This window comes from Streptomyces sp. NBC_01267 (genome assembly GCF_036241575.1).
Classification (GTDB): domain Bacteria; phylum Actinomycetota; class Actinomycetes; order Streptomycetales; family Streptomycetaceae; genus Streptomyces.
On sequence record NZ_CP108455.1, the window covers coordinates 4238982 to 4261344 of the forward strand.

The following is a 22363-nucleotide window of genomic DNA, read 5'->3' on the forward strand; positions in this document are numbered from 1 at the left end:
CCCCCGGAATCCACGGGGGCGGGCCCTTTCTGTCTTGCGGTGGCACCGCCATGCAGCACCGCAAGTCGTGTCGTCTATCCGAAGCGCCCCGAGATGTAGTCCTCGGTCGCCTGGACGGACGGGTTGGAGAAGATCCGCTCGGTCTCGTCGATCTCCACGAGCTTGCCGGGCTTGCCGACCGCCGAGAGGTTGAAGAAGGCCGTACGGTCCGAGACGCGCGCCGCCTGCTGCATGTTGTGCGTCACGATCACGATCGTGAAGCGTTCCTTCAGCTCGCCGATCAGGTCCTCGATGGCGAGGGTCGATATCGGGTCGAGCGCGGAGCACGGCTCGTCCATCAGCAGGACCTGCGGCTCGACCGCGATGGCGCGGGCGATGCAGAGCCGCTGCTGCTGGCCGCCGGAGAGACCGGAGCCCGGCTTGTTGAGGCGGTCCTTGACCTCGTTCCAGAGGTTGGCGCCCTTGAGCGACTTCTCGACGATGTCGTGCAGTTCGCTCTTCTTGTACGAGCCGTTGAGGCGCAGCCCGGCCGCGACGTTGTCGAAGATCGACATGGTCGGGAAGGGGTTCGGGCGCTGGAAGACCATGCCGACCGTACGGCGTACGGCGACCGGGTCGACGGCGGGACCGTACAGGTCCTCGTCGTCCAGCAGTACCTTGCCCTCGACCCGGCCTCCGGGCGTGACCTCGTGCATCCGGTTGAGGGTGCGCAGGAAGGTCGACTTGCCGCAGCCCGAGGGGCCGATGAAGGCGGTCACCGAGCGGGGTTCCACGGTCATCGAGATGTCCTCGATGGCCTTGTGGGAGCCGTAGTAGGCGGTCAGGCCGCTGATGTCGATTCGCTTGGCCATGGGAAATCAGCTTCTTCTCTCGGCCTCATCGGCCGGTCTTCGGGGCCTTCCAGCGGGCTATCCCGCGGGCGACGAGGTTCAGGATCATGACGAAGGCGATCAGCACCAGGGCCGCTGCCCAGGCACGGTCGATCGAGGGCGGCTCGCCGAGCTTGTACTGCTCGTAGATGTAGTACGGCAGCGAGGACTGCCCGTCCTTGAAGGGGTTCGTGTTGATCATCTGGCTGCCGAAGACCAGCAGCATGATCGGGGCGGTCTCTCCGGCGATGCGCGCGATGGCCAGCATCACCCCGGTGGTGATACCGCCGATCGCGGTCGGCAGGACGACCTTGAGGATCACGCGCCACTTCGGTACGCCGAGGGCCAGCGCGGCCTCGCGCAGCTCGTTCGGGACGAGCTTGAGCATCTCCTCGGTCGAGCGGACCACGACCGGCATCATCAGGATCGTCAGGGCGAGGGAGCCCATCAGGCCCGAGGGCTCGATCTTGGCCATCAGCATGATCGACAGGATGAACAGACCGGCGACGATGGACGGGATGCCGGTCATCACGTCGACGAAGAACGTCACGGCCTTGGCCAGCGGGCCCTTGCCGTACTCCACCAGGTAGACGGAGACCAGCAGCCCGATCGGCACGGCGATCACGGTGGCGATGCCGACCTGCTCCAGGGTGCCGATCAGCGCGTGGTAGACGCCGCCGCCCTGGTCGGAGGCGAGAACGCCGCCCATCGAGTGGGTCAGGAAGTTGAGGCTGAGGTCCTTCACACCGTGGCTGACGGTGGTCCACAGCAGGGAGAACAGCGGGATCACGGCCAGGATGAAGCAGACCCAGATGATGCTCGTGGCGAAGCGGTCCTTGGCCTGGCGCTTGTTCTCGACCACCGCGGTGGTGACGTAGGACAGCACGAGGAAGGCGACGACGGCGATCAGGCCCCACTGGACCTTGCTGCTGAGGTCCGCGGCGGCGCCGATGCCCGCGCCCAGCACGATCGCCACGGCGGCGAAGCCGACCGGTGCCCAGCGGGGAAGGCTGCGCCCGCTGAGGCTCGATGTGCTCACGGCGGGGTACCGCGCCTGCTCGGTCTCTACGGCTGTGTCGCTCATGCGTTGGCCCCCGAGTACTCCTTGCGGCGGGCGATGATCAGTCGGGCCGCGCCGTTCACCAGCAGGGTCAGGACGAAGAGGACCAGGCCGGAAGCGATCAGGGCGTCACGCCCGAGCGGGTTGGCCTCGTCGAACTTCGCCGCGATGTTCTGGGCGAAGGTGCCGCCGCCCGGGTTGAGCAGGTGCAGCGACATCAGGTAGTTCGGCGAGAGGACGATGGCGACGGCCATCGTCTCGCCGAGCGCACGGCCGAGGCCGAGCATCGAGGCGGAGATCACTCCGGAGCGTCCGAAGGGCAGGACGGACAGCCGGATGACCTCCCAGCGGGTGGCGCCCAGGGCGAGCGCGGCTTCCTCGTTCATCCTCGGGACCTGGAGGAAGACCTCCCGGCTGACGCTGGTCACGATCGGCAGGATCATGATCGCGAGCAGGATGCCGACGGTGAGCATGTTCCTGGCGGCGCCCGGCTGGGTCTGGTCGAAGATGTACGTCCAGCCGAAGTACTGGTCGAGCCAGACGTTGAGTCCGTCGAGGTAGGGCACCAGGACGAGGGCGCCCCAGATGCCGTAGATGATGCTCGGCACGGCGGCCAGCAGGTCCACCACGTAGGCGAGGGACGTGGCCAGCTTGCGCGGCGCGTAGTGCGAGATGAACAGGGCGATACCGACGGCGACGGGGACCGCGATGATCATCGCGACGACCGAGCTGACGACGGTGCCGACGAGCAGGACGGCGATGCCGAAGACCGGCGGCGTCTGCGACGGCAGCCAGTCGAACGACGTGAAGAAGTTGGCCTGGTCCTTCGAGATGGCGATGGAGGCGCGGTAGGTGAGGAACCCCGCGATCGCTGCCATCACCACGAGGAGCAGGATTCCCGAGCCCCTGGTGAGGCCCATGAAGACCCGGTCGCCCATCCGGCCCGTGGAGGGACCCGACAGGCTGTGGACCGGTGTTTCCGGTGGGGGAGTGTCTATCTGTGTGGTGGTAGCCATCGTCTTTCCGGTCTGTGTGGGGGAGCTTCGGCTCCCCTGGCGGCGGTGCACCGGATGGAGGGGGACGGTGGCCGGCCCGGAGGAGTGCGCCGGGCCGACTGCCGTCGTGTGCGGTGTTGCTTTCGTGCGGTGTAGCTGTCGTGCGGTCGTGCGGTCGTTCGGTGGTGCGGTGGTGCGGTGGTGCTAGGAGAGCGAGGCGATCGCGGTGCGGACCTTGGCGTTGATCTCGGCCGGGATCGGGGCGTAACCAGCGGTCGAGAGCTGCTTCTGGCCCTCGTCGCTCGCGGTGTAGTTCAGGTAGGACTTGACCGTGCCGAGGGTGTCGGCCTTGTTGCCCTTGTCGCAGACGATCTCGTACGTCACCAGGACGATCGGGTAGGCGCCGTCGGCCTTGGTGTTGTAGTCGAGCTTGAGCGACAGGTCCGAGCCGGTGCCGACGATCTTCGCGGCGGCGATGGCCTTCGACGCGTTCTCGGAGGTGGCCTCCGCCGGGGTGCTGGCGCCGGTGTCGATCTTGACCGTGGAGATCTTCTGCGAGGTGGCGTACGAGAGCTCGAAGTAACCGATCGAGCCGTCGGTCGCCTTCACCTGCTGGGAGACACCGGCCGAACCGGTGGCCGCCTGGCCGCCCGGGGCGGGCCACGACTTGCCGATCTCGTACTTCCAGTCGTTGGGCGCCGTGGCGGTGAGGTACTTGCTCAGGTTCTCCGTGGTGCCGGAGTCCTCGGAGCGGTGGAGCGGCTGGATCGGCTTCGACGGCAGCTTCGCGTCGGGGTTGAGCTTCTTGATCGCCGGGTCGTCCCAGGTCTTGATCTTCGTGGAGAAGATCTTCGCGAGGGTGGGGCCGTCCAGGACCAGGTTGTCCACGCCCTCCAGGTGGTAACCGACCGCGATCGGGCCGCCGACCATCGGAAGGTCGATGCCCTGGCCGCCGGTGCAGATCTTCTTGGAGTCCGCGACCTCGGCGGGCTTCAGCGGGGAGTCCGAACCGGCGAAGCCGACGGTGCCCTGGTTGAAGGCCACGATGCCCTCGCCGGACGAGGACGACTTGTAGTTGATCTCGACGCCGGAACAGGCGGACATGTAGCCCTTGGCCCACAGGTCCATCGCGTTCTTCTGCGCGCTCGAACCGGATGCGCGCAGCTGGCCCTTCGCGCCGTCGCACTTGACGTTCGACGCGGCGCTCGTCTTGGTGCCGGTGCCACCGGTCGAGTTGCTGTTGTTGTCCGAACCGCACGCCGTGAGGACCAGGGCGCCGGATACGGCGAGGGCGCCGAGCGCGGCGGCGCGAAGCCGGGTCTTGCGCTGCTGAAGCTTCACTTCGGGTGTTCCTTCCAGGAGCCGCCGGGTTTCGTCTCGTTGTACGGCGGCGTGCGAAGAGGTGACCGGTGCGGCGGGGTGCCGTGCACCGTGTAAGGCCGAAATTAGACAGAACAGGTGAAGTGACCGGCGGGTGTGAGTGAACGGAGAGTGAACCTCGGCGGACGACCGGGTGCGGGGTCGTACGGGTGACGGGGGCGCTACGCAGAGGTCGCGGACGGCGCCGCGCCTTCGTCCCGGGGCCCCTGCACCCGTGCCACCAGCCCTGTCCCCTCCCGCCGGTGCCCAGGCCCCCGTACTGCCGGCGTGATGCCGCGGGCCCGAGACCGTCAACACGGCGCCGTCAACACGACGCCTTCGGCCTACCGCCGTCGGTCTACCGCTGTTGACCCACGGCTGTCGGCCCGGCACCGTCGGCCCGGCCTGCCGCCGTCAGCCCAGCCCCTCGGGCAGCGCGTCGATCAGCTCCCGGTCGCGTGGCCGGGTGAGCCGGTCGCGGGCGTCCGCCGGGGAGAGCCAGCTCACCCGGTCGACCTCGCTGTTCGGGACGAAGCCGCCGCCCGTCGCCTCGGCCGCCCAGTAGGTGACCTGTTTGGGGCGCCCGTTCACCGCGTACCGCACGGTCGCGAGCCGGGCACCGGGGGCGCAGTGGTGACCGGTCTCCTCCAGCACCTCGCGCCGGGCCGCGGACAGCAGGTCCTCGCCGCGCTTCAGCTTGCCCTTCGGGTGCGACCAGTCGTCGTACTTGGGCCGGTGCACGAGGCAGATCTCCAGCCCGCCGGCGCCGTCCCCGTGGGAGGCACCGCGCCGCCACAGCACGCACCCGGCCGCCAGGACCGTGTCGTCGGCGGCTCCGGAGCCCGCGGTGCCGTCGTCGGACGGCACGAGGCTGCCACCGCGCACCGGATCGCTCCTCGTCATGCTGTCGTCACCGCCGTGTGCTGCCAGGTCTGCTGGAAGCTGTACCGGGCGGCCTCGACCTCATGGCGCTGGTCGGCGTGCAGGACCCCCAGGGCGTACGCCGTCGCCGGCGCGATCCGGGGCGTGCGGGCCGCCGACGCCGCTGCCGCCGCGGCTTCGGCGGCCTCGCGGTGCAGGTCCAGCGCCTGCCCGGCGCCGTACAGCCGCAGGTCCGGGCCCGGTCGGCTGTCGCGGTCCGCGTACAGCGCCTCCTGGGCGTACCGGTGCAGCCGCAGCAGCAGTCTGACCTGGTGCCAGGGGGCGTCCTGGGAATCGCTCAGCCCCTCCGCGTTGTACGGGTGCGCCGCCAGGTGCAGTGGCAGCGCGGCGACCGCGTCCGCCAGCTTGCGGCCCGCCGAGTCCGCGGCGGGCGGCAGGGCGTCGTCGGCGCGGACGGCCGCCGTCGGGGCGAACGGCACCTCCGACGCCAGCAGCGCCACCGCGTCCGCGACCGCGTGGAAGCGGGACGAGCCCAGTGCCTGGAGCGCCGCGGAGTGGGCGCGGGTCCTGGCCAGCGTCAACTGCCGCTCCAGGAGCGCCCCGGCCCGCGCGGCCCCCACGGCCATGGTCGGATGGGGCGCCTCCGCGCGCGGGGCGGGCAGCGCGGCCGGGCCGTCCGACAGCCGGCCGAGCGCGTCGAGCAGCCGGGCCAGCCGGGCCGCGTACGCGTGCTCACGGGCCAGCGCGCCGGACAACCAGGCCAGTTCGGACCGCAGTTGATCGGCCCAGACCGGGTCGAGCAGCGTACGGAAGGTGTGCAGGGTGCCGCCGATGCGGCGGGCCGAGCGGCGCAGGGTGCGGGCGGCCTCCTCGTCCCCGTCCGCGTAGGTGCGCAGGCTGCGCAGGAACTCCGCGGCCTGGTCGTGCAGATAGCAGGAGAGCAGTTCGCCCGCCGTGGCTGTCGGGTCAGGGCGTGGCACGGCGGAGCCTCCGGGGAACGTCACGCGGAAAATCAAGGGGTCGCACGGCGGCGCCTCCGGGCGTCGATGAGCATCTCCTGCACATGGCGCAGCGGCCGGCCTTCGGCGTCGGTCGCGCGGCGCGTCCAGTTGCCGTCGGCGCCCAGGTGCCAGGAGGACGTGGTGTCGGACATGCCGGTCTCCAGGAGCCGGCTGAGTGCCGCGCGGTGGGCCGGGTCGGTGACACGGACCAGGGCCTCGATGCGGCGGTCGAGATTGCGGTGCATCATGTCGGCGCTGCCCAGCCAGACTTCGGGCTCGCCGCCGTTGCCGAAGGCGAAGACCCGTGAGTGTTCCAGGAAGCGCCCCAGTATCGAGCGGACCCGGACGTTCTCGGAGAGCCCGGTGACGCCGGGGCGTATCGCGCAGATGCCGCGCACCCAGATGTCGACGGGCACCCCGGCCTGCGCGGCCCGGTAGCAGGCGTCGATGACCGCTTCGTCGACCATCGAGTTGACCTTGATGCGTACGTAGGCGGGGCGGCCCGCACGCCGGTGCGTGACCTCCTTGTCGATCCGCGTGATCAGCCCGTCGCGCAGCGACTTGGGGGCGACCAGCAGCCGCCGGTACGTCTCGCGCCGGGAGTAGCCCGACAGCCGGTTGAAGAGGTCGGAGAGGTCGGCGCCGACCTGCGGGTCGGCGGTGAGGAGGCCGAGGTCCTCGTAGAGCCTGGCCGTCTTGGGGTGGTAGTTCCCCGTCCCCACATGGGAGTAGCGGCGCAGGGTGTCGCCCTCCTGCCGGACGACGAGCGACAGCTTGCAGTGCGTCTTCAGCCCGACCAGGCCGTAGACGACATGGCAGCCCGCCTCTTCCAGCTTCCGGGCCCACTTGATGTTGGCCTGCTCGTCGAACCGGGCCTTGATCTCGACCAGGACGAGCACCTGCTTGCCGGACTCGGCGGCGTCGATCAGCGCGTCGACTATCGGTGAGTCGCCCGAAGTCCGGTACAGCGTCTGCTTGATGGCGAGGACGTCGGGGTCGCCGGCGGCCTGTTCCAGGAAGGCCTGGACGGAGGTGGAGAACGAGTCGTACGGGTGGTGCAGCAGTACGTCCCGTTCGCGCAGCGCCGCGAAGATGTCGGGCGCCGACGCCGACTCGACCTCGGCGAGGTCGCGGTGGGTGCCCGCGATGAACGGCGGGTACTTCAGCTCGGGCCGGTCCAGTGACGCGATGCCGAAGAGTCCGGTGAGGTCGAGGGGGCCGGGCAGCGGATAGACCTCCGCCTCGGAGACCTTCAGCTCGCGGACCAGCAGATCGAGTATGTAGGGGTCGATGGACTCCTCGACCTCCAGCCGGACGGGCGGGCCGAAACGCCGCCGCATGAGCTCCTTCTCCAGGGCCTTGAGGAGGTTCTCCGCGTCGTCCTCCTCGACCTCCAGGTCCTCGTTCCTGGTGACCCGGAACATGTGGTGCGCGAGCACCTCCATGCCGGGGAAGAGCTCCTCCAGGTGCGCCGCGATGATGTCCTCGACGGGCACGTACCGCTGCGGCGACGCCTCCAGGAACCGGGTGAGCAGCGGCGGCACCTTGACCCGGGCGAAGTGGCGGTGACCGCTGACCGGGTTGCGGACGACCACGGCGAGGTTGAGCGAGAGCCCCGAGATGTACGGGAACGGGTGCGCGGGGTCGACGGCCAGCGGGGTCAGTACCGGGAAGATCCGCTGACGGAAGAAGGTGAAGAGCCTGGCCTGTTCCTTGTCGGTCAGGTCGTCCCAGCGGATCAGGTGGATGCTCTCGTCGGCGAGGGCGGGCGCGACGTCCTGCTGGAAGCAGGCGGCGTGCCTGGCCATGAGCTCACGGGATCTGGTCCAGATCTGTTCCAGCACTTCGCGGGGCTGGAGACCCGATGCGGACCGGGCGGCGACACCGGTCGCGATGCGGCGCTTGAGCCCGGCCACCCGGACCATGAAGAACTCGTCCAGGTTGCTCGCGAAGATGGCGAGGAAATTAGCCCGTTCGAGGAGCGGGGTCGTCGGATCCTCGGCGAGCTCCAGCACCCGTTCGTTGAAGGCGAGCCAGCTCTGCTCCCGGTCGAGGAAGCGGCCCGAGGGCAGCTCGGTGCTGTCGCCGTCCGCGTCGTACGTGTCGACATCGGCGTCGACGCCCGAATCCAGGTCCGGACCGGCCGTCGCGACGGTGTGCGGGCGGTGCGCCGCGATCGAACCGACGGAGGGCTGGAGGTGCTGGACCGGGACCTCTGCACTGGGCTGCTGGCTCATGTGTCCATTGTTCCGCGCAGGAGGGTCGGCGGGCGCGGTGGCGGGTTGCATTCCGTGAGGGTCGCAAGCGCGTCTGAATGACGGGTAACGGGGACATGACGTCCGGGATGCGGGGCCGGGACCGCCGGGGGCCGCCCCCTCGGGTGGTTCCGGAGCCCCCCGGCCCCGGAACCACCCGGACGCCGGAGAGCCCGGCGCCGGGGTGCCTGCCGGGTTCAGCCGTGCTTGCGGCGGAGGACCTGGAAGGCGGCGGCGGTCACGAGGGCGGCTATGGCCAGCACGATGCCCGTTTCCATGAGCTGGAGGGGCCAGAAGTGGGACGACGCGGGATGCTCCGTGCCGCTCGGGTTCGGGCCGGGCCACAGCAGCCCCCGCACCCGCGCCCCGACGACGAGGAACCCCGCGGCGATGGCCAGGGTCACAGCCATCGCCGCCACCTCGCGCCGGAGCAGCAGCCCGACGAGCGCGCCGACGGCCAGCGCGAGGAGTGTGTACGCCACGGTGACGGGCCCCAGCGTGGGGAAGACAGCTCCGTCGTACCAGGTGAACGCGTCGGTCTCCTCGGCGATCACCCGGGCCCGGCCGATGCGGTAGCAGCCGATGAGCACGGCCGATCCCGCGGTGAGCGCCGAGGCGGGCACGACGAACTGCGCCACCAGCCAGCGAACCGGTGTCACGGACTGGGTCCACAGCAGCTGGTACGAGCCGCGCTCCAGGGTCCGGCCGACCGCCGGGCCCGCCATGAACGCCCCGGCGGCCATCGGCAGGAGCAGCAGCGCACCGCCCACCACGGCGACGACGGTGGTCAGCCATGGCGGCGCCTGCGCGTCGGCGGGCGGTGTGCCGGTCCCGCCGGTACGTGGCAGGTCACCGGCCCCGGTGCGCAGTGCGATGACGGTGCCCGTCGCGACGATCAGGAAGATGAGGAAGGACCATCCGGTACCGCGATGCTCCCGGGCCGTCACCCAGGCCGGCCCGCGCAGGCTCAGCGCGCTCATGCCGTCGTCCTCTTCACGATGCGCAGTACGAGGGCCGCCGCGATGACGGCCAGGGCCAGCAGGATGCCCGTTTCCACCAGTTGGAGCTGCCAGAAGTGCGACGCGGGCTGGGAGGTGCGGTAGTAGCCGACGATGTGATGGGCCGTCAGGCACGCCTTGTCGTCCACACACATCGGGTCGCTCACCCGCGCACCGCTCGATGTCAGCGCGCCGTCGCCGAGCACCATTCCGTCGTACGGCGGGTAGCCGTCGGCGAGGCTTCCTGTGACGGTGCGGGTCGTCCAGAAGTTGCCACGGAAGTTGGCGGGCACGTACAGCAGGACCCCGAGGGTGAACATGCCGCTCACCATGGCGGAGACCGTGCGGCGGACGAGCAGGCCGATCAGGGCGCCGACGGGGACGGCCAGCACGGTGGCGGCGATGCCGACCGGGCCGATCGCGGTGTAGACGTCGATGTCGTACCACTCCATGCCTGGTCCACCGTGGCCCGGACCGGTGGACCAGGCCCAGCGGTAGGCGCCGATCAGGACCGTCGACCCCGCCAGGGCCATGGCGGCCGGTACGGCGAGCTTCACCGCGAACCAGCGGACGGGGGAGACGGACTGGGTCCACAGCATCCGGTAGGTGCCGGACTCCATTTCGCGTCCGACCACCGGTCCCGCGACGAACGCGGCGACCAGGAACGGCAGCAGGGCGATGACCGCGCTGCCCTTCGCCATCAGCTGGCTGTAGGTCCATTCGCTGCTCGCGATGAACCAGGTGTTGTCGGAGCAGGTGCCGTCCGACAGCCGGATCGGGCAGCCGCTGCCGGCGAACTCGTCGGCGAGATGGGTGGACCACAGCCGCACGGCGACCAGCAGCGCCACCGCCAGTACGGTGAGTCCGAGCGCCCACCACAGGGTCCTGCGGTGCGTCCGAACCGCGACCCAGGCCGGGCCGCTCGGGGCGAGCGCGCTCATGCCGTCACCGCCGTACGGTTCTCCGCGCTCGGGGTGAGCAGAAGAGGCGCGTCCGGTGACCGCAGGTGCGCGAGCAGCAGCTCCTCCAGGGAGGGTTCCATGCTCTGCCAGTCGCCCGCGACCGGTCCGTCCCGCCGTACCAGCGCGGTCATCTGACGGCCCGTGGTCCGCGATTCGATGACCGTGTGCGGGGCCAGCTCGGCCACCGGTCCGCTCAGCAGCGTATGGGCGGACAGCAGGTCGTCGGTCTCGCCGCCCAGCCGGATCCGGCCGCCCTCGACCAGCAGCAAGTAGTCGCAGGCGCCTTCCAGTTCGGCGAGGACGTGCGAGGACATCACGATCGTCGTGCCGTGTTCGGCGGCCTCGGACATCAGGGTGCCCATCAGCTCGTGCCGGGCGAGCGGGTCCAGGTCGGCCATCGGTTCGTCGAGCAGCATCAGCTCGGGCCGCTTGCCCAGGGCGAGCGCGAGGGCGACCCGGGTGCGCTGGCCGCCGGAGAGCGTACGCACGGTGGCGCCCCCGTCCAGCTTGCCGCCCGCCACGATCCGCTCGGCGGTCGCCGTGTCCCAGCGGGCCGGGTTCAGCTCGCGCCCCAGCCGCAGCGTGTCGGCGACGGTCAACTGCCCGATCAGCGGCTTGTCCTGGGCGACGTACGCGATCCGCTCACGCGCGGCGCCGGGCGTGTGGCCGAGCACCTGAACGGCGCCCTCGGTGGGCCGGAGCAGCCCCGCCGCGTGGGCGAGGAGGGTCGACTTGCCCGCGCCGTTGGGCCCGACGAGCGCACAGACACGGCCTGCGGGCAGCCGGAAGGAGCAGTTCCGCAGCGCCCAGCCGCGCCGCCTGCCGTACGTCTTGCCGAGGCCTGTGGCCTCGATCGCGGTGCCGGTCATTTCTGTGCGTCCCCCTTGGAGCGGTCATCTGCTCTGGTGCCGGTGCTGTCGTCGGTGGCTGTGGCTGTGGTGGTGGTGGCGTCGAAGCAGTCGTCGAGTACGGATGCGCAGAGCGCCGCCGCGTCGTCCTTCTCCAGCCCGGCCGCACGGGCTCGGGCCGCCCACGCGGTGAGTTCGGCCCGCAGAGCCGGGTCGTCCGGGGTGGTCCTGCCGAGGGACTTGCGGACGAAGGTGCCCATCCCCCGCCGGGCCTCGACCAGGCCTTCGCGCTCCAGCTCCCGGTAGGCCTTGAGGACGGTGTTGGGATTGATGGCGGTGGCCTCGACGACGGCGCGTGCGGTCGGCAGCTGGTCGCCGGGGACCAACAGGCCCAGGCGCAGGGCCTGTTTGGTCTGCTGGACGATCTGGAGGTACGTCGAGACGCCACTGCGGCGGTCGATGCGGAACTCGATCACTCACCCCCCTTTCACTAATTGAGTAGTGAAAGCTTGGTGCAAGGCGGCGGCTGCTGTCAACCGCACACGGAAACGCCCTCCCCCGAGGCGCCAAGGCAGGGGGAGGGCGTTTCCGTGCGTGGTGATCCAGCGGCGTGCGGTGAACCCTTCGGTCCTCGACGCGCACGCCCGGGTCACTCACCTCGCGACACGCGCCCCCGGGGCACTCGCCCCGTGACGCGCGCCCCGGGTTACTTGCTCCGGCGACGTGCGCCCACGGTCACGACTCCGACCGGTACATCAGATCCACCTCGTGCGTCACGAACCCCAACCGCTCGTACACCGCGAGAGCAGCCGGGTTGTCGGCGTCGACGTACAGCATCGCCGTCGGCAGCCCCTCCGACGCGAGATGGTGCAGCCCGGTCGCGGTGAGTGCCTTGCCCAGGCCGCCGCCCTGCGCGTCGGGGCGGATGCCGACCACGTACACCTCGCCCAGCTGCTCGTCGGTGTGCACCTTGGTCCAGTGGAAGCCGACGACCTCGCCGTCCTCCTCCCGTACCGCGAGGAAGAACCCCTTCGGGTCGAACCAGGACTCGGCCTTGCGGTCGTCCAGGTCGCGTTGGGTCATGGCGCCCTGTTCGGGGTGGTGGGCGAAGGCGGCGGCGTTCACGGCGAGCCAGGCGGCATCGTCCTGACCGGGGACGAAGGTACGGACGGTCACCCCGTCCGGGTACACCGGCTCGGGAATGTCGAGCGGCACCAACGGCCGCCGCAGCTGCCGAAGTTCACGGAACTTGGCCAGCCCGAGGACCTGCGCCAGATGGCGGGCGGCGGAGTGCCCCCCGTGCGCCCACACCCGCAGGCGCCGCCCGGAGGCCGCCATCAGTGCGGAACCGAGCGCGCGCCCGTTCCCCTGTCCACGGTGCGAGGGGTGCACGACCAGCTCGGCGGCGGGCGCCTCGACCGGGTCGGTGGCCTCCAGCTGGGCGTACCCGGTGAGGGTGCCGTCGACGGTGACGAGGAAGTGCTGCACCCCCTCCCGCCGCCCGCCCCGCAGCTGAAGCCGCCCCTGCTCGGAGACGGCCTGCTGTCCATCGGTACGGGCGGCCTCGGCGAGCAGCGCGCGAACGGCCTGCTCCTGATCGGCGGTGAGCGTGTCGAGGGTCTGGATCTGCCGGCCGGAGGCGGGAACTGCGGGCGCATTCGTCATGAGGACGAGCGTACGGGGACGGGCGCGAGGGGACGGGTGTACGGGGACGGGCGTCCGGGGACTTGCGGCGGGCTGGTTCCCACGAGGGCGGACCCAGGGGCGAGCGAACTCAAGGGCGTTCGGACTCGGGGTGACGCGTTCGTGGAGCCGTGCTCAGGGGCGGATCGTCGGGTCCACGGCGGGTTCCGGCTGCGCGGAGGCCGACGGCCCGCCGGTAGCCGCTCCGGGCCCTCCTGGTCCTGCGGGCCCTGTGGGCCCTTCGAGTCCTGTGGGCCCTTCGAGTCCCGCCGGCTCCTTGAGCGTGAACAGGAGCAGCGAGCCGAGCGCGGGCAGCGCGATCAGCGGTGCGAGAGCGGTCTGCAGGGAGGTGGCGTCGGCGACGGCGCCGATGACCGGGCTGGCGACGCCGCCGACGCTGACGGCCAGGCCCAGGGTGACGCCGCTGGCGGTGCCCACGCGCCGGGGCAGGTAGTCCTGACCGAGGGTGATGTGCAGGGAGAAGGGCACATACAGTCCGGCCGAGGTGAGGGCGACGCACACATAGAGGAGCGGGCCGGGAACGAGGACCACACCGGCCACGGCGAGGACGGTCAGCGCGTAGGACCACTGGACGACCGGGACACGGCCGTGGCGGGTGGCCAGTTTCCCCCCGGCCACGGTGCCCACCGCGCCACCGAGGTAGAGCACGAACAGCGCGGCCGTACCGGCGACTTCGCCGCCTCCGGTGCGCTGGCGCACGTACAGCGAAATGAACGCGCTGAGCCCGACGAAGACGATCGAGCGGCACACGATGGCCCCCGACAGTTTCAGGAAGGACCCCCAGTCGTCCCGGCCGGTGGCCCGGTCCGCGTGCGTGGACACCGTCGCCGGGGCCGAGGCCTTGACGCCCCGCAGCGCGGCCACGCACAGCGCCGCACCGGCGAGGGCGGGCACGATCAGCAGGGGCGAGGCGTGCAGACCGCCGGTGGCCATGACGCCCCAGACCAGCAGGGGCGCTGCGGCGAAGCCGAGGTTGCCGCCGAGGGAGAACCAGCCCATCGCGGTGTGGCTGCCACGGCTGACGCCCCGTGCCACGCGGGCGGATTCCGGGTGGTAGGCGGCGATTCCGATGCCGGACACCGCGACGACCACCAGGGTCAGGGGGTACGAGCCGCTGACCCCGGCGAGGGCGACCCCGGCACCGCCCACCAGCGTGCTCACCGGCAGCAGCCACGGCATGGCCCACTTGTCGGTGAGGGCCCCGAACAGCGGCTGGACCACCGAGGACAGCAGGGACGCGGCCAGCACGATGCCGGACGCGGCGGCGTAGGAGTAGGCGCGTTCGGAGACGAAGAACGGCACCAGGGCCGCCACCGCGCCCTGGTAGATGTCCACGCAGGCGTGCCCCAGGGAGAGCAGGGTGATGGGCCCGGGGCGTGCGGTCCGGTCGGCGGTCCGGTTCACGGTCTGGTTCGTTTTGGTCGACACCGTGCCATCGTCGCCAGGGCACGTCCTGGCGCGCTTCCATTAAGGTGCCAACCTATGCCGGAAATCCGCCACACGCCTGAAGCGACCACCTGCACCCGAACGCTGGCTCCTGGCGAGAGCATCGACGCGCACCGGCACGACGAGCACCAGATCATCTACGCGGGCTCCGGTGTCCTGGCCGTCACCACCGACGCCGGTACCTGGTTCGCTCCCGGTACCCGGGCCATCTGGGTCCCCGCCGGATGTGTGCACGCCCACCGTGCCTACGGCCACCTCGCCCTGCACCTGCTCGGCCTGCCCCCCGACACCAATCCCCTGGGCCTCGGCGCCCCCACGGTCCTCGCCGTCGGCCCGCTGCTGCGCGAGCTGATCCTCGCCTTCACCAGGGACCCCCACGACGACACCCCCGAGCGGCTGCGCCTGCGCGCGGTCCTCCTCGACCAACTGCGGGCCTCACCGCAGGAACCCGTCCAGTTGCCCGCCCCCACCGACCCCCGGCTCGTGGCCGTCTGCGACCTCCTGCACGACAATCCCGCGGACCCTCGCACCCTGGCCGCCCTGGCCGCCACGGCGGGAGCGGGCGAACGCACCCTCAGCCGCCTCTTCCGCCGGGAACTGGGCATGACCTTCCCTCAGTGGCGCACCCAGCTGCGTCTCTACTACGCCCTGCGCATGCTGGCCGACGACGTGCCGGTGACCTCGGTCGCCCGCCACTGCGGCTGGTCCTCCACCAGCGCTTTCATCGACGTCTTCCGCCGCGCCTTCGGCTACACCCCGGGCACCCACAACCGCCGCCCCTGACCGGTTCCGTACCGGTGCGGTGGCGGCTCGGATCCCCGCAAGGACCCGAACGGAAACCAGCTCGTAACCCGGTTCCCCCTGTCGCGCTACGCGCGTTGACCCTAGGCTGCCGCTCGCACCCCTCACCCTTCACACAGAACTCACAAGGGGACGAATGTCAGCCACACCTCACAGAACCCGCGGCACCCGGCGCATCCTCGCCGCCGCTGCCGGGCTCGCCACCGTCGGTGCGCTCGTCGCCGCGATGCCCGCCGCGGCGCAGGACCACGGTCACGGTCCGGGGCACGGGCCGGGGCACGGCCACCACGGGCAGCACGAGCCCAAGCCCGACCCCACGGTCGACGTGCAGTTGCTGTCCTTCAACGACCTGCACGGAAACCTGGAGCCGCCCGCCGGTTCCTCGGGCACGGTCAACGAGACGCAGCCCGACGGGACCGTGAAGGCGATCCCGGCCGGTGGCGCGGAGTATCTGGCGAGTTCGCTGCGGACCGCCCGCAAGGGTCACCCGTACTCGATCACCGCGGCGGGCGGCGACATGATCGGTGCCAGCCCGATGCTGTCCGGGCTCTTCCACGACGAGCCGACCATCGAGGCGCTCAACGACATCAAGCTCGATGTCACCTCCGTCGGCAACCACGAGTTCGACGAGGGCGCGACCGAGCTGGCCCGGATGCAGAACGGCGGCTGCCACCCCACCGACGGCTGCTTCGAGAAGGGCAAGAAGTTCAAGGGCGCGGACTTCCCCTACCTCGCCGCCAACGTGACGAGTGAGAAGACCGGCAAGCCGATCCTCAAGCCGTACACGGTCTGGAAGAAGAACGGCGTCAAGATCGGCTTCATCGGGGTGACGCTGGAGGGCACGCCGAACATCGTCACCGCGAACGGCGTCAAGGGGCTCAAGTTCCACGACGAGATCGAGACGATCAACAAGTACGCCAAGGAACTCGACCGCCAGGGCGTCAAGTCGATCGTGGCGCTGATCCACGAGGGCGGCATGCCCGCCAGCAGTTCGTACAACTACGACTGTGACTCGCCCGGCGCGGGCGACGGCATCTCCGGCCCGATCGTCGACATCGCCAAGGGCATCTCGCCGAAGGTGGACGCGCTGGTCACCGGCCACACCCACCAGGCGTACGTGTGCAGCATCCCGGACCCGGCGGGGAACCCCCGCATGGTGACCTCGGCGGCGTCCTTCGGGCGGCTGTACACGGACAGCACGCTGACGTACGACCTCAGGACGAACGACATCGTGCGCACCGCGGTCAAGGCGGGCAAGCCCGGTAAGCCGGGACAGACCCCGACGGCCGTCAACCACATCGTCAGCCGCGATCAGCCCAAGGCGAAGGACATCACCTCGCTGATCTCCCGCTGGAACGCGCTGGCCGCGCCGATCGCCGACAAGCCGCAGGGCTTCATCTCGGCGGACATCAACGGCCGCGGCGACACCTCGCCCGAGACCCCGCTCGGCGACCTGATCGCCGACGCGCAGCTCGCGGGCCTCGCCCCGGCCGACAAGGGCGGCGCGCAGCTGGCCTTCATGAACCCGGGCGGCATCCGCTCCGACCTCGTCTACAAGGCGAGCGGCAGTGAGGGCGACGGGGTGGTGACGTACGGCGAGGCGTTCACCGTGCAGCCGTTCACCAACATGATGAACGTCGTCGACCTGACCGGCGCGCAGCTCATCACCGCGCTCCAGCAGCAGGTCAGCGGCGCCAACGAGCAGTCACCGAAGATCCTCCAGGTGTCGAAGGGCCTCACCTACACCCTCGACCTGACGAAGACCGGTGCCGACCGCGTCGTCGCGAACACCGTCGCGCTCAACGGCACGGCGATCGACCCGGCCGCGACCTACCGCGTCGCGATGAACGAGTTCCTCGCGGGCGGCGGCGACGGCTTCGCGGCGCTCGGCCAGGGCACGAACAAGCTGGTCGGCGCGTCCGACCTGGATGTCTTCAACGCCTACCTGGCGGCGAACTCCTCGGCGTCCGCGCCGATCGCGCCGTCGGCGACGGACCGGATCACGGTCGTCAAGTAGCAGACAGCCACGGTGCACCGGGGTGGCGAGCCGAACGGCCCGCCACCCCTTTCCCGCCCCGCGCGGTGTCAGGAGCACGTCGCGCAGGACCGGGAACGGCTCAACTAGTCACCGGTGTTGGTGGCCCAGACCGGCTGACGGGCGCTGTTGTAGACGACGACGTTGCCGTCGTCCTGAATGGCGAGGTAGGCGCCCTTGTGCCAGGTGCCGGCCGCCCACACGGGCTGGTTGGCGGAGTTGTAGACGACGAAGTTGCCGTCCTCCTGGAACACCGCGCAGTTGCCGTGCGACCAGGTGCCGGGAGCCTGCCAGGCGGCGCGGCCGTCCTTGTAGAGAACGAAGTTGCCGTCCTCCTGCATGCGCAGCACGGCCCGGCCGTTGCCCGAGGTCCACGCCTGGTTCTTGCAGATGGTGGCGCGCGGCCGAATGATGGTGTCGCTGGCGGGACGCGCGGTGCTGACCCGGGCGGTCCCGGCCTGGCTCGCGGTGAGAGCCGGGGCCGCGAACGCGCTTCCCGCGCCGAGAACGAGCGTTGCCGATACGGCCGCGAGACACACAGAAGTACGGAATTTCACGCGCTTGCTCCTTGGCTGACGGGTCACCGTGTAGGTAACCCTCCGTAGGCATAGGTATACAGAGTGATTGCGCTCTGCAGGGATCAGCCCAGCGCTTCCACTCCAACGAGCTACGGAGTCCCGCTGCGTTGCCAAGGGACCGCACTCGACCTGTATGCGCAGGTCAGGCGGCCGTACCGACCTCATCGGCCCCTTCGGCCCCGGCCCGCGCGAGCGTGAACCAGACGGCCTTACGGTCCGGGGCGCAGCCGCCCAGCAGGGTCCACCCCCAGGCGAACGCCAGCCGGTCGAGCAGCATCAGGCCCCGCCCGCACTCCAACTCGTCGCCGGTACCCGAGGGTGTGAACACCGGAAGGAACCAAGGTGCGTTGTCCGCCACGGAGACCGTGACCTGCTTGCGGTTGACGGTCGCGCAGAGCTGGATCCGGGGCGTGCGGGTGTGGCGGTGGGCGTTGGTCACCACCTCCGTGACGCAGAGCCGGGCGTCGTCGACGAGCCCGCGATGACAGCTGACGGTGAGCAGCGACGCCACGAAGTCCCTTGCGATGCAAGGGGCGTTGGCGGTACTGGGCAGAGCGATGCGGTAGAACTCGCCGCCCTGTGGGGGGCGTGGTGCGGCGGGGGTCATGTCGTTCTCCCTACGGGATTCGATCCGAAACGGGTGCGCCGCTCGTTGTCCGTGGCGATGGCCGGATCGGCGCGCGGGTCTCAAGGCGCGCTGAAATGGCTGCACTTCGGACAACTGACGTGCGTCGCGGTGCAGTGACGACGTTAGCGTCTGGGTATCAATTGTTGTATCCATAGCCATAATATTTGCTGGAAGTGGACCCTTTCGAGGGACGCGGGCCACACTGGACCCGACGAAAAGGGAGAGGCCGATGCCACCGAGGAAGCCGCCCACGGCGCGGCAGCGCCGATTGGGTACCGAGCTGCGCAAGATGCGAGAGCATGCCGGTCTCGCGCCTGCGGAGGCCGCATCGCAGCTCGGTACGGACCGCACCACCATCAGCAACACCGAATCGGGGCGGTTCGGGGTGAGCGCCGCGCGAGTGCGCACGTGGGCCGACTGCTACGCGTGTCCGGACCCGGCATATGTCGACGCGCTGGCCGACATGGCCGAGGAGCGTACGAAGGGGTGGTGGGAGGACTACCGCGGCGATCTCTCGGTCGGCGCACTCGACCTGGCGGAGTTGGAGCATCACGCCGTGGGATTCCGGGCAGTGCAGATCATGCATATGCCGGGCTTGCTCCAGACCGAGGACTACGCACGTGCGGTGTACGCGGAAGCCATGCCGTCGCCGACGCCGGCGAACCTTCGCCGTCGGCTCTCGCACCGGTTGAGGCGTCGCGACGTCCTCGATCGGGAAAACCCGCCCGCCTGTGTCTTCCTGATTCACGAAGCGGCGCTGCGTATGCAGTACGGCGGACGCAAAGTCGCCGTCAGGCAGCTCGACCACCTGCTCAAGGAGTCGGAACGTGAGAACGTCACCGTTCGCGTGATCCCGTTCGCGGCGGGTGGCTTTCCGAACGCCGGGAGTTCGACGCACTATGTGTACGGCCCCGTTCCGCAGCTCGACACCGTGCAGACGGACACCCCGACCGGTTCAGGATTCGTCGATGCCGAGACGCGTCTCCTGAACTTCCGGGCGGTGCTTGACCGGACCGAGGGGCGGTCGCTCGATCCGCAGAGCTCCCGGGACTTCATCAGTGAAATCGCACAACAAGTCTGAAGGCGTGAGACGTATGGACATTCAGTGGCGAAAGTCGTCCAAGTCGGCAGATGCCGATGGGGACAACTGCCTCGAACTCGCCGAGCAGGGAGGCGAGATCCTGATGCGCGAGAGCGACAACCCTGGTGTGGTCATCCACACGACCCGGGCCAAGCTGCGCGCCTTCCTCGGGGGCGCGAAGGAGGGCGAGTTCGACGACCTGGCCTGATACGGCCCAGCTCCCGCTTCGGGCGGTCTCCACCGGCGCAGGTGGGGGCCGCCCGTCTCGTTGCGTAACACTCATCCGGGCGAAAGGTCTCACTCGTTAGACGTCAAACGCTTGATACGGGATGGGCTCAAAAGCTAACTTCGCAGTGCGTCGCCACGGGCTGATTCCTCGGCAGGCCCACGCCCGAAGGTGCGCAACTCCTCTTCAATTTGCGCCAGTTGAGGAGCGAGAAAGGGGCTGCCCCTTGCCCGCTGCTCGTCACGCCGGCCGCGGGCAAGGGGTAGTCCGGACGCTGCGTCAGGAGGTCCCGTCGTGCGCGACTCCGTATCCACAGCCCCTGTAACCGCAACCGCATCCGTAACGCCCGCCTTCTGGTGCGAGCGGGTCACCTACCGGACCATGGAGGCCGACAAGATCGCCGAGGCGTCGCGCCGCTCCGTCACCGAACCGGCCGAAGCGATCCGCCGCATCCGTGCGGACGTACGCGAACTGGCGCACACCCTGCCGCCCATGGAGCGGCACCGCGCGCTGAGTTGGGTCGACGGGGGCGGCTGCGTCGGCGCGATCGCCGCACTGCACCGCGGCGAGCCCTGCGGCTTCTCGCTCAGCCATCGGGGGGCGTGGACCGAGTGGACCGTACGCCCGTACCTGGCCTTTCGCGTACGCGGCGAGGCGCTTCTCCCCGTGCTGCCTCACTCGTTCGGTTGATCAACCAGGCTCTGCCTGGCGTGGCCATCCCGGTTGCTGCCAATATCCGACGGGGCAGGCAAAGGCGTCATATCGGGCGCGTTGCTTGCGGGAGGAAATCTGGTGGTCACCACGGACTGGCAGAAGGCCCGGGGAGTGCAAGCCCTTCTTCCTGCTCCCGCGCTGCCAGCAATGGGCCGTCCCGGCTCACGTCACCAGGACGCGAGCCCGGCATCGAGGGGGAGTCACGTCGACAGTCACCGACACACGCACGCTGGTGGAGGAACTGCTGGGCAGGATCGGCGAGGGCGACCCCGCGCGCGTCGCCGAACTGTACGCCGCGCGGGTCGACTGGAAGCTCGACTGGCCGGAGACGGAGCACGGCCGGACCGCCACACCGTGGATCCGTCACCGGTCCACCCGGGACGACGTGGCCGCCCACTACCGTGAACTCGCCGAGCAGCACGTGCCCGAGGAGGTGGGGACGGAGATCGAGCGCATCCTCGTCGACGGGAACGACGCGGTCGTGCTCGGCGAGATCCGCCTGACCGCCCGGTCGACCATACGTGCGTACCGCGCGCGGTTCGCCCTCCACCTCACGGTCGAGAACGGCCTGGTCACGCGGCACCACGTCTACGAGGACAGCCTTGCCGTCGCCGGTGCATTCGAGGCACGAAGAGGCATGGAACTGTGAACGGAGCCCCGGACCGCAACTGCCCAGGGCTCCGCGGTGTTCGGGACGCCGTTCGCCACGAGTGCGGTCGTCGCCCCTGTCACAGCGCACTCGCGGATGCGAATCGCGCTTCCCCCGTCACTGACCGGGACCGGTTTTCCCCTGAAGTCCTCCCAGCGAGTGACTCCCTGATGCTGGCACCCGTGGGAGGGGGAGACCAGGGGAAGGCCGGGCGTGAAATGGCGCCGGATCGATAGCCTTTCCTCCATGGAACCCGCGAACGGCACGTCCGAACCGCACGCCATGCCTGCCGCCAGTCGCCCGGAGCCGACAACGCATCAGCTGCGTCTGTTCCTGGTGCTGGCCGAGGAACTGCACTTCGGACGGGCCGCAGCGCGGTCGTTCGTGACCCAGCCGTCCTTCAGCCAGCAGATCCGCACCCTGGAGACCCGGCTCGGTGTCGCGTTGCTCGACCGCACCAGCCGTACGGTACGGCTCACCGACACCGGCGCCGCGCTGATACCGGACGCCAGGGCGGTGATCGCGGCGCTGGACCGGATCCGCCGGACCGCCGACGCGCACTCCCGGGAGCTTCGCGGGCACCTGACCATCGGCACCATCGGCGCCGAGGCGGCCATGCCGTACACCCAGGCGATCCTCACCGAACTGCGCGCCCAACACCCGCACCTCACCTTCGAGATACACAGCGTCGACTTCACCGAGCAGATCGAGGGCCTCGCGCTCGGGGACATCGATGTCGCCTTTCTGCGGCCCCCGCTGCCCCCGGGTTTCAGGACCCTGCACCTGGCCACCGAGCCCCGGATGGCATGCCTGCCCGCCGGTGATCCGCTGGCAGGCGAGCCGCAGATCTGCCTCGCGCAGCTGTCCGGCCGAACCGTCGTCGACGTCCCGGCCGGCGCCCCGCGGCTGTGGTGGGACGACTGGGTCGTCAACCCCCGCCCGGACGGCGCCTCCGTACGCTTCGGGCCGGTGGCCCCGGACATCGAATCGATGCTCCTCACGGTCGCCCGGGGCGAGGCCATCACCTTCCTCCCCACCGCGGCCCAGCACCTCTACCCCCGTCCCGGCGTCGCCTATGTCTCCGTCGCCGACCTCCCCCCGTCGGTCTCCGCCCTGGTCTGGCTCCCGCGGAACCACCACCCGGCGCTGACAGCCCTGCTGACCGCGGCACGAACGGTCCTGCGACGGAGCGCCCCGCCGACGGGAACTTCGTGAGAAGGCCCCCATTTCTTGGCGTTGTTCACCGGATCATCCGCGCTTCCGACAGACGCC

At 70.1% G+C, this 22363-nt stretch carries 22 protein-coding genes; 7 read left to right on the forward strand and 15 right to left on the reverse strand.

Translation table 11 applies throughout. From position 1 onward, the window contains the following. Positions 1–74 precede the first annotated feature (74 nt). The 13 genes from pstB to OG709_RS19560 form a co-directional block, all read right to left on the reverse strand. Entirely contained in the window at positions 75–851 is a 777-nt protein-coding gene (gene pstB, locus OG709_RS19500) for a phosphate ABC transporter ATP-binding protein PstB (RefSeq protein ID WP_250305569.1), read from the reverse strand. Between the two features lie 25 nt (positions 852–876). Next, positions 877–1953: a phosphate ABC transporter permease PstA gene (gene pstA / locus OG709_RS19505; protein WP_250305568.1), complete on the reverse strand. Its 1077-nt coding sequence runs from the start codon at positions 1951–1953 to the stop codon at positions 877–879. Beyond that, entirely contained in the window at positions 1950–2945 is a 996-nt protein-coding gene (gene pstC / locus OG709_RS19510) for a phosphate ABC transporter permease subunit PstC (RefSeq protein ID WP_250305567.1), read from the reverse strand. Before pstC ends, pstA begins: the two co-directional genes overlap by 4 nt. A 183-nt stretch (positions 2946–3128) precedes the next feature. Further along, a complete protein-coding gene (pstS, locus tag OG709_RS19515; RefSeq protein ID WP_250305566.1) occupies positions 3129–4265 on the reverse strand; it encodes a phosphate ABC transporter substrate-binding protein PstS in 1137 nt (378 codons plus the stop codon). Between the two features lie 432 nt (positions 4266–4697). Next, on the reverse strand, positions 4698–5186 hold the full coding sequence (locus tag OG709_RS19520; protein ID WP_250305565.1) for an NUDIX hydrolase: 489 nt from the start codon (positions 5184–5186) through the stop codon (positions 4698–4700). Further along, the gene (locus OG709_RS19525; RefSeq protein WP_266641644.1) at positions 5183–6145 is read right to left on the reverse strand and encodes a CHAD domain-containing protein; all 963 of its coding nucleotides are present in this window, start codon (positions 6143–6145) and stop codon (positions 5183–5185) included. Before OG709_RS19525 ends, OG709_RS19520 begins: the two co-directional genes overlap by 4 nt. 32 nt (positions 6146–6177) lie before the next feature. Next, entirely contained in the window at positions 6178–8403 is a 2226-nt protein-coding gene (locus OG709_RS19530) for an RNA degradosome polyphosphate kinase (protein ID WP_250305563.1), read from the reverse strand. Positions 8404–8618: 215 nt separating this feature from the next. Continuing rightward, positions 8619–9401 carry a hypothetical protein gene (locus OG709_RS19535; RefSeq protein WP_250305562.1) on the reverse strand — a complete coding sequence of 261 codons (783 nt, stop codon included), beginning with the start codon at positions 9399–9401 and terminating at the stop codon, positions 8619–8621. Next, complete coding sequence (locus OG709_RS19540) at positions 9398–10360, reverse strand: ABC transporter permease (RefSeq protein ID WP_266641641.1); 963 nt, start codon at positions 10358–10360, stop codon at positions 9398–9400. Before OG709_RS19540 ends, OG709_RS19535 begins: the two co-directional genes overlap by 4 nt. After that, the gene (locus OG709_RS19545) at positions 10357–11250 is read right to left on the reverse strand and encodes an ABC transporter ATP-binding protein (RefSeq protein WP_250305560.1); all 894 of its coding nucleotides are present in this window, start codon (positions 11248–11250) and stop codon (positions 10357–10359) included. Before OG709_RS19545 ends, OG709_RS19540 begins: the two co-directional genes overlap by 4 nt. Next, the gene (locus tag OG709_RS19550) at positions 11247–11705 is read right to left on the reverse strand and encodes a GntR family transcriptional regulator (RefSeq protein WP_329167172.1); all 459 of its coding nucleotides are present in this window, start codon (positions 11703–11705) and stop codon (positions 11247–11249) included. The genes OG709_RS19545 and OG709_RS19550 overlap by 4 nt, the downstream gene beginning before the upstream one ends. A 259-nt stretch (positions 11706–11964) precedes the next feature. Beyond that, the gene (mshD, locus tag OG709_RS19555) at positions 11965–12894 is read right to left on the reverse strand and encodes a mycothiol synthase (RefSeq protein ID WP_250305558.1); all 930 of its coding nucleotides are present in this window, start codon (positions 12892–12894) and stop codon (positions 11965–11967) included. A 153-nt stretch (positions 12895–13047) separates the two neighbouring features. After that, positions 13048–14298, reverse strand: a complete 1251-nt coding sequence (locus OG709_RS19560) for an MFS transporter (protein ID WP_266644952.1) — start codon at positions 14296–14298, stop codon at positions 13048–13050. Between the two features lie 117 nt (positions 14299–14415). Between OG709_RS19560 and OG709_RS19565 the strand changes: the two genes are divergently transcribed. Then, positions 14416–15162 carry a helix-turn-helix transcriptional regulator gene (locus tag OG709_RS19565; RefSeq protein ID WP_329167174.1) on the forward strand — a complete coding sequence of 249 codons (747 nt, stop codon included), beginning with the start codon at positions 14416–14418 and terminating at the stop codon, positions 15160–15162. A gap of 154 nt (positions 15163–15316) precedes the next feature. After that, a complete protein-coding gene (locus tag OG709_RS19570) occupies positions 15317–17197 on the forward strand; it encodes a bifunctional metallophosphatase/5'-nucleotidase (protein WP_329167176.1) in 1881 nt (626 codons plus the stop codon). A gap of 104 nt (positions 17198–17301) precedes the next feature. On the opposite strand, the gene OG709_RS19575 is transcribed toward OG709_RS19570, so the two are convergent. After that, the gene (locus OG709_RS19575; protein WP_250305555.1) at positions 17302–17772 is read right to left on the reverse strand and encodes a hypothetical protein; all 471 of its coding nucleotides are present in this window, start codon (positions 17770–17772) and stop codon (positions 17302–17304) included. Positions 17773–17935: 163 nt separating this feature from the next. Then, positions 17936–18400 (reverse strand): ATP-binding protein, encoded by a 465-nt coding sequence (locus tag OG709_RS19580; protein ID WP_250305554.1) that lies wholly within the window; start codon positions 18398–18400, stop codon positions 17936–17938. Positions 18401–18650: 250 nt separating this feature from the next. On the opposite strand from OG709_RS19580, the gene OG709_RS19585 reads away from it, so the two are divergent. The 5 genes from OG709_RS19585 to OG709_RS19605 all read left to right on the forward strand — a co-directional run bounded on the left by OG709_RS19585 (position 18651) and on the right by OG709_RS19605 (position 22306). Continuing rightward, a complete protein-coding gene (locus tag OG709_RS19585) occupies positions 18651–19502 on the forward strand; it encodes a Scr1 family TA system antitoxin-like transcriptional regulator (RefSeq protein ID WP_266641636.1) in 852 nt (283 codons plus the stop codon). Positions 19503–19515: 13 nt separating this feature from the next. Beyond that, on the forward strand, positions 19516–19710 hold the full coding sequence (locus tag OG709_RS19590) for a DUF397 domain-containing protein (protein WP_266641635.1): 195 nt from the start codon (positions 19516–19518) through the stop codon (positions 19708–19710). 312 nt (positions 19711–20022) lie between these two features. Then, positions 20023–20418 (forward strand): hypothetical protein, encoded by a 396-nt coding sequence (locus tag OG709_RS19595; RefSeq protein WP_250305551.1) that lies wholly within the window; start codon positions 20023–20025, stop codon positions 20416–20418. Positions 20419–20671: 253 nt separating this feature from the next. After that, positions 20672–21091: a nuclear transport factor 2 family protein gene (locus OG709_RS19600; RefSeq protein ID WP_250305601.1), complete on the forward strand. Its 420-nt coding sequence runs from the start codon at positions 20672–20674 to the stop codon at positions 21089–21091. A 246-nt stretch (positions 21092–21337) separates the two neighbouring features. After that, on the forward strand, positions 21338–22306 hold the full coding sequence (locus tag OG709_RS19605) for a LysR family transcriptional regulator (protein WP_329167179.1): 969 nt from the start codon (positions 21338–21340) through the stop codon (positions 22304–22306). Positions 22307–22363 lie beyond the last annotated feature (57 nt).

Bases quoted from the DNA above. Each gene is read 5' to 3' on its own strand.
- OG709_RS19570 (WP_329167176.1), top strand. From the start codon at position 15,317: ATGTCAGCCACACCTCACAGAACCCGCGGCACCCGGCGCATCCTCGCC.
- OG709_RS19530 (WP_250305563.1), bottom strand. From the start codon at position 8,403: ATGAGCCAGCAGCCCAGTGCAGAGGTCCCGGTCCAGCACCTCCAGCCC.
- OG709_RS19605 (WP_329167179.1), top strand. From the start codon at position 21,338: ATGGAACCCGCGAACGGCACGTCCGAACCGCACGCCATGCCTGCCGCC.
- pstC (WP_250305567.1), bottom strand. From the start codon at position 2,945: ATGGCTACCACCACACAGATAGACACTCCCCCACCGGAAACACCGGTC.
- pstB (WP_250305569.1), bottom strand. From the start codon at position 851: ATGGCCAAGCGAATCGACATCAGCGGCCTGACCGCCTACTACGGCTCC.
- OG709_RS19535 (WP_250305562.1), bottom strand. From the start codon at position 9,401: ATGAGCGCGCTGAGCCTGCGCGGGCCGGCCTGGGTGACGGCCCGGGAG.
- OG709_RS19580 (WP_250305554.1), bottom strand. From the start codon at position 18,400: ATGACCCCCGCCGCACCACGCCCCCCACAGGGCGGCGAGTTCTACCGC.
- OG709_RS19585 (WP_266641636.1), top strand. From the start codon at position 18,651: ATGCCACCGAGGAAGCCGCCCACGGCGCGGCAGCGCCGATTGGGTACC.
- OG709_RS19565 (WP_329167174.1), top strand. From the start codon at position 14,416: ATGCCGGAAATCCGCCACACGCCTGAAGCGACCACCTGCACCCGAACG.
- OG709_RS19590 (WP_266641635.1), top strand. From the start codon at position 19,516: ATGGACATTCAGTGGCGAAAGTCGTCCAAGTCGGCAGATGCCGATGGG.
- mshD (WP_250305558.1), bottom strand. From the start codon at position 12,894: ATGACGAATGCGCCCGCAGTTCCCGCCTCCGGCCGGCAGATCCAGACC.
- pstA (WP_250305568.1), bottom strand. From the start codon at position 1,953: ATGAGCGACACAGCCGTAGAGACCGAGCAGGCGCGGTACCCCGCCGTG.
- OG709_RS19520 (WP_250305565.1), bottom strand. From the start codon at position 5,186: ATGACGAGGAGCGATCCGGTGCGCGGTGGCAGCCTCGTGCCGTCCGAC.
- OG709_RS19545 (WP_250305560.1), bottom strand. From the start codon at position 11,250: ATGACCGGCACCGCGATCGAGGCCACAGGCCTCGGCAAGACGTACGGC.
- OG709_RS19540 (WP_266641641.1), bottom strand. From the start codon at position 10,360: ATGAGCGCGCTCGCCCCGAGCGGCCCGGCCTGGGTCGCGGTTCGGACG.